At 73.4% G+C, this 10,279-nt stretch carries 11 protein-coding genes; 3 read left to right on the top strand and 8 right to left on the bottom strand.

Going from position 1 to position 10,279, the window contains the following annotated elements:
- The 6 genes from ACFU74_RS33055 to cobU all read right to left on the bottom strand — a co-directional run.
- Positions 1–610, bottom strand: a 610-nt coding sequence (locus ACFU74_RS33055; RefSeq protein ID WP_380763541.1) for a biotin/lipoyl-containing protein, incomplete at its 3' end; no start/stop codon positions are given.
- A 57-nt stretch (positions 611–667) separates the two neighbouring features.
- Entirely contained in the window at positions 668–2,074 is a 1,407-nt protein-coding gene (gene lpdA, locus ACFU74_RS33050) for a dihydrolipoyl dehydrogenase (protein ID WP_380763539.1), read from the bottom strand.
- 390 nt (positions 2,075–2,464) lie between these two features.
- Positions 2,465–3,973: a leucyl aminopeptidase gene (locus tag ACFU74_RS33045; protein WP_380763537.1), complete on the bottom strand. Its 1,509-nt coding sequence runs from the start codon at positions 3,971–3,973 to the stop codon at positions 2,465–2,467.
- Between the two features lie 315 nt (positions 3,974–4,288).
- The gene (locus tag ACFU74_RS33040; RefSeq protein ID WP_380763535.1) at positions 4,289–5,104 is read right to left on the bottom strand and encodes an adenosylcobinamide-GDP ribazoletransferase; all 816 of its coding nucleotides are present in this window, start codon (positions 5,102–5,104) and stop codon (positions 4,289–4,291) included.
- Positions 5,105–5,132: 28 nt separating this feature from the next.
- Positions 5,133–6,248: a nicotinate-nucleotide--dimethylbenzimidazole phosphoribosyltransferase gene (locus ACFU74_RS33035; RefSeq protein ID WP_380763533.1), complete on the bottom strand. Its 1,116-nt coding sequence runs from the start codon at positions 6,246–6,248 to the stop codon at positions 5,133–5,135.
- 60 nt (positions 6,249–6,308) lie between these two features.
- Positions 6,309–6,881, bottom strand: coding sequence for a bifunctional adenosylcobinamide kinase/adenosylcobinamide-phosphate guanylyltransferase (gene cobU, locus ACFU74_RS33030; RefSeq protein WP_380763531.1), 573 nt, complete (start codon positions 6,879–6,881; stop codon positions 6,309–6,311).
- 76 nt (positions 6,882–6,957) lie between these two features.
- On the opposite strand from cobU, the gene ACFU74_RS33025 reads away from it, so the two are divergent.
- Positions 6,958–7,191: a hypothetical protein gene (locus ACFU74_RS33025; protein WP_380763529.1), complete on the top strand. Its 234-nt coding sequence runs from the start codon at positions 6,958–6,960 to the stop codon at positions 7,189–7,191.
- A gap of 53 nt (positions 7,192–7,244) precedes the next feature.
- On the opposite strand, the gene ACFU74_RS33020 is transcribed toward ACFU74_RS33025, so the two are convergent.
- Both ACFU74_RS33020 and ACFU74_RS33015 read right to left on the bottom strand, forming a co-directional pair.
- Positions 7,245–7,940 carry a class I SAM-dependent methyltransferase gene (locus ACFU74_RS33020; protein ID WP_380763543.1) on the bottom strand — a complete coding sequence of 232 codons (696 nt, stop codon included), beginning with the start codon at positions 7,938–7,940 and terminating at the stop codon, positions 7,245–7,247.
- A gap of 242 nt (positions 7,941–8,182) precedes the next feature.
- Positions 8,183–8,782 carry a DUF3043 domain-containing protein gene (locus tag ACFU74_RS33015; RefSeq protein WP_380763527.1) on the bottom strand — a complete coding sequence of 200 codons (600 nt, stop codon included), beginning with the start codon at positions 8,780–8,782 and terminating at the stop codon, positions 8,183–8,185.
- A 315-nt stretch (positions 8,783–9,097) separates the two neighbouring features.
- On the opposite strand from ACFU74_RS33015, the gene ACFU74_RS33010 reads away from it, so the two are divergent.
- Together ACFU74_RS33010 and ACFU74_RS33005 are read left to right on the top strand one after the other, a co-directional pair.
- Positions 9,098–9,889, top strand: coding sequence for a PspA/IM30 family protein (locus ACFU74_RS33010; RefSeq protein WP_380763525.1), 792 nt, complete (start codon positions 9,098–9,100; stop codon positions 9,887–9,889).
- 60 nt (positions 9,890–9,949) lie between these two features.
- Positions 9,950–10,243 (top strand): hypothetical protein, encoded by a 294-nt coding sequence (locus tag ACFU74_RS33005; protein ID WP_380763524.1) that lies wholly within the window; start codon positions 9,950–9,952, stop codon positions 10,241–10,243.
- Positions 10,244–10,279 lie beyond the last annotated feature (36 nt).

Below are 10,279 nucleotides of genomic sequence, written 5' to 3'. Positions count from 1 at the left end.
GCGCGAGCTGGGCGCCGACCTCGGCGGTCTCGTCCTCGCCGACCAGGATCTTCACCAGCGTGCCGGCGACCGGCGACGGGATCTCGGTGTCGACCTTGTCGGTGGAGACCTCCAGCAGCGGCTCGTCGACCTCGACGGTGTCGCCCTCGGCCTTCAGCCAGCGGGTGACGGTGCCCTCGGTGACCGACTCGCCCAGCGCGGGCAGCAGCACCGGGGTGGCGTCGCCGGCCGGGGCGGCCGGAGCGGCGGCGGGAGCGGCCGGGGCCTCGGCCACCGGCGCCGGAGCGGCGGCCGGGGCCTCCGCGACCGGAGCCGGGGCGGCGGCCGGAGCGGCCTCCGCGGCCGGGGCCGGAGCGGCGACCGGGGCGCCCGAGCCGTCGTCGATGATCGCCAGCTCGGCGCCGACCTCGACGGTCTCGTCCTCGCCGACCTTGATCGAGGCCAGGATGCCGGAGGCCGGCGCCGGGATCTCGGTGTCGACCTTGTCGGTGGAGACCTCGAGCAGGGGCTCGTCGACCTCCACGCGCTCACCCTCGGCCTTCAGCCAACGGGTGACGGTGCCCTCGGAAACGCTCTCGCCCAGCGCGGGCAGTGTTACTGAGACCGCCATGGTTTCAGCGACTCCTATCAAGTCTTGCGAACTGGAATGGGGGGTATGGGGGCGCGATCAGTCGTGCGCGTGCAGCGGCTTGCCGGCCAGCGCCAGGTGCGCCTCGCCGAGGGCCTCGGACTGGGTCGGGTGGGCGTGGATGAGCTGCGCGACCTCGGCCGGCAGGGCCTCCCAGTTGTAGATCAGCTGGGCCTCGCCGACCTGCTCGCCCATGCGGGCGCCGACCATGTGGACACCGACCACGGCGCCGTCCTTGACCTGGACGAGCTTGATCTCGCCGGCGGTCTTCAGGATCTTGCTCTTGCCGTTGCCGGCCAGGTTGTACTTGAGGGTGACGACCTTCTCCTTGCCGTACAGCTCGACGGCCTTGGCCTCGGAGATGCCGACGGAGGCCACCTCGGGGTTGGAGTAGGTCACGCGCGGGACGCCGTCGTAGTCGATCGGCACCGGCTTGAGGCCGGCCAGGCGCTCGGCGACCAGGATGCCCTCGGCGAAGCCGACGTGCGCCAGCTGCAGGGTCGGGGCGAGGTCGCCGACGGCCGAGACGGTCGGCACGTTGGTGCGCATGTACTCGTCGACGAGGACGTAGCCGCGGTCCATCGCGACGCCGTTCTCCTCGTAGCCGAGGCCGGCCGAGACCGGGCCGCGGCCGATGGCGACGAGCAGCAGGTCGGCCTCGATCTGCTTGCCGTTCTCGGTGGAGACGCGCACACCGGTCTCGGTGTACTCGACGCCGGTGAAGCGGGCCTTCAGCTCGAACTTGATGCCGCGCTTGCGGAAGGCGCGCTCCAGCAGCTTGGAGGAGTTCTCGTCCTCCAGCGGGACCAGGTGCGGCAGGGCCTCGACGATGGTGACGTCGACGCCGAACGACTTCCAGACGGAGGCGAACTCGACACCGATCACGCCGCCGCCGAGGATGACGGCCGACTTCGGGATGCGGTCGAGCTTGAGGGCGTGGTCCGAGGAGATGACGCGGTTGCCGTCGATCTCCAGGCCCGGGATCGAACGCGGCACGGAACCGGTCGCCAGGACGATGTGGCGGCCCTCGATGCGCTGGCCGTTGACGTCCACCGAGGTCTGCGAGGAGAGCTTGCCCTCGCCCTGGATGAAGGTGACCTTGCGGGACGCCACCAGGCCCTGCAGGCCCTTGTACAGGCCGGCGATGACGTCGTCCTTGTACTTGTGGACGCCGTTGATGTCGATGCCCTGGAAGGTGGCCAGCACGCCGAACTCGGCGGCCTCCTTCGTCTCGTCGGCGATCTCGGCCGCGTGCAGCAGCGCCTTGGTCGGGATGCAGCCGCGGTGCAGGCAGGTACCGCCCAGCTCACCCTTCTCGATCAGGGCGACGCTCAGGCCCAGCTGGGCGCCGCGGAGCGCCGCGGCGTAACCGCCGCTTCCGCCTCCGAGAATGACTACGTCGAAAACGGTGCTGGCGTCGTTCGCCACGTCACGTCCTCCATGCAATGGGGTGTGGATCGCCGGGCCGGTCGCGGTCCGGTGGGTCGGAAGCCTTTGTGGGGCGCCCAGTCGTGCCGGAAATACATCTTCGCACTTGTTCGCGGCCGCTGATGTCCGGGTCCGCTCCAGGGGTGTCCCGAGGGGCGGTCGCAGGGGTGGGAACACCCCGGACGGAGGGGCATCGTCGCAGCTCAGAGCGGTGTTGACAGGGGGAGGGGCGGAGGGTCGCGGGGCCCGCGGAGCCCCCGGTTCCGCACTGCGGAACAAAGTTTCGCCCGCAGCGAACAGGGGTGCGGCGGGCGGTCCCGCCCCCTACCGGCAGGTAACCGGCCCCGGGAAGCCGGACGGGGTCCGGCGCGTGCGCACCGGACCCCGTCCCTCGGTCGTACCCGGCCGTCAGGCCTTGCCGCCCGCCGCCTTCTGCTCGGCGAAGCGGACCAGGGTGCGCACCGCGGAGGCGGTGCCGCCCTTGGGGGTGTAGCCGAACGGCGCGCCCTCGTGGAACGCCGGGCCGGCGATGTCCAGGTGCGCCCAGTCGATGCCCTCGGCCACGAACTCCTTCAGGAACAGGCCGGCCACCAGGCCGCCGCCCATCCGCTCGCCCATGTTGGCCAGGTCGGCGACGGTCGACTCGGTCATGCCCTTGCGCAGCTCGGCCGGCAGCGGCATCGGCCAGGACTGCTCGCCCACCTCGCCGGCGGCCGTGTGCAGGGTCTCGCGCAGCTCGTCGGCGTTGGCCATCACGCCGAAGGTGCGGTTGCCCAGCGCCATCATCATCGCGCCGGTCAGGGTGGCGACGTCGACGATCACGTCCGGCTTCTCCTCGCCGGCCCGCACGATGGCGTCGGCCAGCACCAGACGGCCCTCGGCGTCGGTGTTCAGCACCTCGACGGTCTTGCCGCCGTACATGCGCAGCACGTCGCCCGGGCGGGTGGCCGAGCCGGACGGCATGTTCTCCGCCAGCGCCAGCCAGGCGGTGACGTTGACCTGGAGGCCGAGGCGCTTGGCGGAGACCACGGCGGCGAACACCGCGGCGGCGCCGGCCATGTCGCACTTCATGGTCTCGTTGTGGCCGGCCGGCTTCAGCGAGATGCCGCCCGAGTCGTAGGTGATGCCCTTGCCGACGAACGCCAGGGTGGCCTTGGCCTTCGGGTGGGTGTACGCCACCTTCACCAGCCGCGGCGGGTTGACCGAGCCGTTGCCGACGCCGAGCAGGCCGCCGAAGCCGCCCTTGAGCAGCGCCTTCTCGTCCAGCACCTCGACCTTGAGGCCGTGCTCCTTGCCGGCCGCCTGGGCGAGCGCGGCGAAGGACTTCGGGTTCAGGTCGTTCGGGGCGGTGTTGACCAGGTCGCGGGCGCGGTTCATCTCCTCGCCGACGACCAGGGCGCGCTCGACGGCGGCCTTGGCCTCCTTGCTGCCCTTGCGGGTCGACAGCAGCACCAGCTCGCCGACCGGCTCCTTGCCGCCGTTGCCGTTGTTCTTGTAGGTGCCGAACGCGTACGAACCCAGCAGGGCGCCCAGCGCGACGGCCTCGATCTCGTCGGCCGACTCGGCCGGCAGGGCCAGCGCGGCCTTCTTGGCACCCGCCAGGGTGCGGGCGGCGACACCGGCGGCGCGGCGCAGGGCCTCCAGCCCGTAGCCGCCCTCGGCGGCGTCACCGAGACCGACCGCGAGCACGAGCGCGGCCTTCAGGCCGGCGGGGGAGGGGACCTTGACGGTCTCGCCCTCGGCGCCGGTGGCGCCCAGCGTGCTGAGAACCTCGGCCAGCTTGCCCTCGAACGCCTCGGCCACGGCCTCGGCACCGGGGGCCAGCACGATGCCCTTGGGGCCCTTCGCCACACCGATCACCAGGGCGTCCGCGCGCAGCGAGGCGGCGGAGGAGGTGCTCACAGACAATGCAGTCACGTAAAACGTCCTGTTCTTTCGCGGTCCACGACCGGCCGCGGCGCGAGTGCCGCACCGGCGCAGCCGGGACCGCCGGACAGGCCGCCGACCGGCCGGCGTCCGCCGGGCCCGGGGCCCCTGGCTGCGCGCGCCCACCGACGCGGCGGTCGCGCACACCAGAGGCCCCGGCGCCCCAACGCGCGCCGGACGGGCAGGACCTGCGGCGGTGCAGGGCTGCGGTGCTCCCCGCATGGTAGTCCGCATGCTGGGATCACGCGCCGCCCGGTGTACCGCCTTTCGGCATACGACCTTTGGTGCCTTCCCCGGGCGTCCGCCTCAGCGCAGCAGCGCGAGTGCCAGCAGTCCGCCGGTCGCGGCGGTCTCCGCCATCGCGCCGAGCACGTCCCCGGTGATCCCGCCGAACCGCCGCCGACAGCGCCGCAGCAGCAGCCACGCTCCGCCGACGCCCAGCGCAGAAGCCAGGGGCAGAAAGGCGATTGACCGGCCGTCAGTCACGCCGGCGAGGGCGAGGAGGGCCGCCGCGCCGACCGTCGAGGCGAGGGCCGCACCCGGCGCCACGGTGCTCGCCACCATCGCGCCCAGCCCGCCCGGACGGGCCGCCGGCACCGACCGCAGACACCCCCAGGCGAGCGCGCAGCGCGCGGCCACCGCTGCCGCGAGCACCGCGAGCGCGCCGCGCAGCGGGGAGGCGGCGAACTGCCCGGCCAGCGCCGCGACCTGCGCCAGCAGCACCAGGACGAGGGTGAGCACCCCGAACGGGCCGATGTCCGACTGCTTCATGATCCGCAGCGCGTCCTCGGCGGGCTTCCCGCTGCCCAGGCCGTCCGCGACGTCCGCGAGGCCGTCCAGGTGCAGGCCCCGGGTGAGCACCGCGAGCACCGCGACCGCCGCCACCGCGCCGAGCAGTCCGCCCGCACGCCAGGCGACCAGCGCGCCGGCGCCCGCCGCGACCGCCCCCAGGACCACCCCGACCAGCGGCGCGAGCACCATCGCCCGCCCCCCGGCCTCCCGGTCCCACCGCCGCACCCGCACCGGCACCACCGACAAGGTCCCGAACGCGAACCGCACCCCGTCCCACACACCGACCACCCACCGACCACTCGGAACAGCGAAAGGGCCCGGACCGGTCATCACGACGCGGCCCGGGCCCGGACTCCTGCTACAGCTTCCCCAGCAGCTCCGCCGCCGTCGGCAGCCTGGCCGGCTCCTTCGGCGCCGCCGGGGTGAACGGCTCCGGCATCTTCTCGGCCAGCGTGTCCGCCGCGGCCTGGAGCAGCGGCAGCGCCATCAGCGCGCCGACCCCCTCGCCCATGGTGATGCCCTGCTCCTGCAACGGCGTCAGCGTCAGCCGGTCGTACGCCTTCGCCTGCGCGGGCTCGCCGCTGCTCTGCCCGGCCCGCCACCACTCCGGGGCCCGGAACGCGATCCGCTGCGCGACCAGCGCGCAGGCCGCCGAGACCACGCCGTCCAGCACCACCGGCAGCTTGCGCACCGCGGCCTGGAGCAGGAAGCCGGTGATCGCCGCGAAGTCCGCGCCGCCGGTGGCCCCGAGCAGCGCCAGCTGGTCGCCCAGCACCGGACGGGCCCGCCGCAGCGAGTCCCGCACCGTCGCGCACTTGACCATCCACACCCGGTCGTCGATGCCCGAGCCGCGTCCGGTGACCGCCGCCGCGTCCGTCCCGCAGAGCGCGCCGACCAGCACCGCCGCCACCGTGGTCGCACCGACGCCGAGGTCGCCCAGCACCACCAGGTCGGTCCCCGCGTCGGCCTCCTCGTCGGCCACCGCCATACCGGCCCGGAACGCCTTGGCGGTCTCCTCGGGGCTCAGCGCGTCCTCGACGTCGATCCGCCCGGAGCCGCGCCGCACCCGGTGCGCCGTCACCTCACCGGGGAAGTCGGCCGCGTCGGCGTCGACCGCGACGTCCACCACCCGCACCCCGGCGCCGAACCGCCGGGCGAGCAGCGCGACCGGCGCGTTGCCGTCGAGCACGGCCCGCACCCGCGCCGCCGTGCCGCCCTGCGCGGGCAGCCGCGACACCCCGAGCCGGGCCACCCCGTGGTCGGCGGCGAACAGCACCACCTTGGGCGCCGACAGCGGCCGCACCGGGGAGCACCCCTGTACGGACGACAGCCAGGCGCCCAACTCCTCCAGCTTGCCGAGGCCGTTGCGCGGCCGGTCCAGCGCCTGCCACCGCTCCTCGGCGGCGCGCCGGGCGCTCTCGTCGGGGCGCTCGACGAGCGAGGAGAACGTATCGAGATCCACGGTCGTGTCCATCGTCCGGAAGGCTACACGCCGCAGCTGTTCACGCGCCCCGGAGGTGAGTGGACAGATTGTTCAGCCGACGGCGGGCTTGACGGTGAGAACCTGCCCCGCGACGACCAGCAGCACACGCTCGGAGGCGTCCGCGACCGCCATGTTGAGCCGGCCCAGGGTGTCCCGGAACCGCCGGCCGGCCGCGGTGGCCGGGACGACGCCCATGCCCACCTCGTTGGAGACCGCCACCACCTGGCGCCCGGTGCCGGCCCAGGCCAGCGCCAGCGCGTCGCACCGCCGCTGCACCGCCGCCTCGCCGCCGTCCGCCCAGAGCGCGTCGTCCCAGGCCCCGCACTCGTCCATCACGGCGGTCAGCCACAGCGCCAGGCAGTCGACCAGCACCGGCGCCGGGTCGGCGGTGTCGGCCAGGACCGCCTCCAGGTCGCAGGTCTCGGCGGTGCGCCAGCCCGCCGGGCGCCGCTCCCGGTGCAGCGCGACCCGCTGCGCCCACTCGGCGTCGCCGACCCGGCTCCCGCTGGTGGCGACGTACAGCACGTCCTCGTGGTGGGCGAGCAGCTGCTCGGCCCTGGTGGACTTGCCGGACCGGGCGCCGCCGAGGACGAGGGTGCGGGGGAGCGGGGCGTCAGGAGTCATGCGTCCCATCCTCGCGCACCGCGCATACCGAAGATCCCGCCGGGCAACCTGAGGGCTTAGGGTGCGCACACAGCGCATGGCTGATCGTCGGCGGGAGGAGCCGGGCATGGTCTGGACGTGGCGGTACGAGAAGGCGGACGGCACTGTGGTGGCCCCGGACAGCGGGCAGGCGGAGGAGTTCGCCGGCCAGGGGGACGCGGAGACCTGGATCGGGGAGAACTGGAAGCAACTGGCCGAGGACGGTGTGGACCGCGCCGTGCTGCTGGACGACGACCGTGAGATCTACACGATGAGCCTGCACGAGGACTGAGCCCTGCCGGACGGCCGCCGCCCGCGCGGGCGGCGGCCGCTGCGTCCCGGCGGCTACTTCATCCCGACGACGTGCAGCAGCGCGGCGACCCGCCGGTACGGGTCGGTGCGCCCGGCCCGCTCCTCGGCCTCCAGCAGCTGGGCGAGCTGGCGGCCGTCGACCGGCGCCGCGTCGTCGGGGGCGTGGTCGGTGAAGACCCGGACGCCGTACCAGTGTCGCAGCGGCACGGACACCTCGGAGAGGGTGACGGTGAGGTCGGCGATCCGGTCGGCACGGGCGGCCAGCCCGAGCCGGTTGTAGTACCGGTCGCTCTCGAAGGCGTCCAGGGCGGCCCGCCAGTCGCCGGCCGCGGCGGGCCGCAGCGCGAGCGCGTCGCGGTTGCGCACCACCAGCGAGAGCAGCCCGCCGGGGGCGAGCAGCCGGGCCAGCGAGGCGATCATCGGATCGGGGTCCGGCAGGTACATCAGCACGCCGTGGCAGAGCACGACGTCGAAGCTGCGCGCCCCGAACCAGCGCCCGCACTGGTGCCCGTCGCCGATCAGCAGCTGGACCCGCTCGCGCACCGCGTCGGGCTCCACGGCGAGCACCTCCTGGGCGGTGCCCAGCGCGGCCGGGTCGGAGTCGATGCCGGTGACGTAGTGGCCGGCCCGGGCCAGCCGCAGTGCCTGGGTGCCCTGGCCGCAGCCGATGTCGAGGACGCGCTGCGCGGCGCGGCCGGTGAGCTGCTCGGCGAGCTGCCGGGCGACCATCTCCTGCCGGACGAGGTTGCGCAGCGAGCCGGGCCGCCCGGGGGAGGGGCCCGCGCCGCCGGCGAAGGAGCCGCTGCGCGAGGGCAGCCGCCGCTCGTACCCGGTCAGCTCGTACCCGCCGCGCTCGTACCCGCGCTCCTGGGCGGCCCGGTCGTGGCCGCCGCCGCCCTGGCCGGGGAGCGCGTAGAGGCCGGGCCCGTCCCAGACGGGAGGGGCCCAGCCGGAGTCCACCGGTTCGGCGGTCAGGGCTTCTCCCCGCGCCGCACCTGCGGCTTGGGCAGTCGCAGCCGGCGCATCTGCAGGATGCGCATCATGCCGTAGGCGACCGCGCCGCGGGTGTTCTGCCCGGCGAAGCGCTCGGCGAGCTGCTTGCGCAGGCCGAAGCCCAGCCGGACGAAGTCCAGGATCACCAGGACGAAGAAGAGCAGGAACAGCAGCGTGGAGAGCAGCTGGAGGGCCGGCACCTTGACGATGCTGAGCACCAGGATGAGGACGGCGGCCGGAAGGAAGAACTCGGCCAGCGACCAGCGGGCGTCCACGTAGTCGCGGGCGAACTTGCGCACCGGGCCCTTGTCACGGGCCGGCAGGTGGCGCTCGTCGCCCTCCAGCAGCGCGGTGCGCTGCTTCTCGCGCTCGGCACGCACCCGGTCGCGGGCCTGGCGGGCGGCCTCCTTGCGGTCCTTGGGCACGCTCACCCGGGTCCGCCGGTTGGCTTCGGCCTCACTGCGCTTGGGCGTGGGCCGGCCCTTCTTCGCCTGCGGGTCGCGGGGCTGGGTCGTCTCGTCCTGCTTCTCCAGCACGGCGGCGGAGGCAGCGGCATCATCTGAACGGCGTCGGAACACACCACCAGCGTACGGGGTGCGGGACTCCGTTCTCCGGTCCCCCGGGAACCAAACCCATATCGATCGCGTCCCGGGCCGGCGGCTTCGGGTTTCCCCGGGGTTCCCCGTAGGGGATCACTCCGCTGACCGGCGGGTGGAAGGAGAACGGAATCCACCCCCCGGAGGAGGCTTTGCGGGACCGACCTGTAGCAGGCTTGTTGCAGGCAGGTGCACTGCGGCGACGGGCTCGCTGCACATACACTCGTCGTGTCTGGTAACGAGATAGAGACCGCAGGCCGGAGAAGGGGGCACCCGAGGCCCATGAGCGACGGAATCATGAAGCGTATGGGGCTGATCTTCCGCTCCAAGGCGAACAAGGCCCTGGACCGGGCGGAGGACCCGCGCGAGACGCTGGATTATTCGTACCAGAAGCAGCTGGAGCTGCTGCAGAAGGTGCGTCGCGGCGTCGCGGACGTGGCCACCTCGCGCAAGCGCCTGGAACTCCAGCTGACCCAGTTGCAGCAGCAGTCGGCGAAGTACGAGGACCAGGGCCGCAAGGCGCTCTCGCTCGGCCGGGAGGACCTCGCCCGCGAGGCCCTGACCCGCAAGTCGAACATGCAGTCCCAGATCAACGACCTTCAGGTGCAGTACCAGCAGCTCCAGGCCGAGGAGGAGAAGCTCACGCTCGCCTCCCAGCGGCTGCAGGCCAAGGTCGACGCCTTCCGGACCAAGAAGGAGACCATCAAGGCCACCTACACCGCGGCCCAGGCGCAGACCCGGATCGCCGAGTCCTTCTCCGGCATCTCGGAGGAGATGGGCGACGTCGGTCTGGCGATCCAGCGGGCCGAGGACAAGACCGCGCAGATGCAGGCCCGGGCCGGTGCGATCGACGAGCTGCTGGCCTCCGGCGCGCTCGACGACGCCAGCGGTCTCGGCCGCAAGGACGACATCGAGGCCGAGCTGGAGCGGGTGGCCGGCGGCTCCGACGTCGAGCTGGAGCTGGCCCGGATGAAGGCCGAGCTGACCGGCGGCTCCCCGGCCTCCGGCCCGCAGGCGATCGAGCAGGGCCGCCCGCAGGACGCCGCGCCGCAGCAGCAGGACAGCCCGCGGATCAACTACAACAAGTGACCTGAGCTCCGCCCCGGAGCACCTCCGGGAGAAATCCCCAGGAACAGGGAGACGCACGGCATGATCATGAGGGTCATGGGTGAGGGCCAGTTCGAGGTGGGCGAGACCCATCTGAACCGGCTCAACGAGCTCGACGAGGAGCTCCTCACCGCACTGGAGTCGGGGGACGAGGAACACTTCCGCCGGGCGCTCGGTGAGCTGCTCGGCGCGGTGAAGGAATTCGGCACCCCGCTGCCGGACGATTCCCTGGAGCCGTCCGACCTGATCCTGCCGGACGCCGAGGCCACCATCGACCAGGTCCGCGAGCTGCTGCGGACCGAGGGCGACGGCCTCATCCCCGGCGTCCCCGGGTAACCGCAGTCTCGGCCAGACACCGGGGCGGGCCCCCTC

This window comes from Kitasatospora sp. NPDC057500 (assembly GCF_042802195.1).
GTDB lineage: Bacteria > Actinomycetota > Actinomycetes > Streptomycetales > Streptomycetaceae > Kitasatospora.
This window is presented reverse-complemented; position numbering and strand designations above follow the sequence as displayed.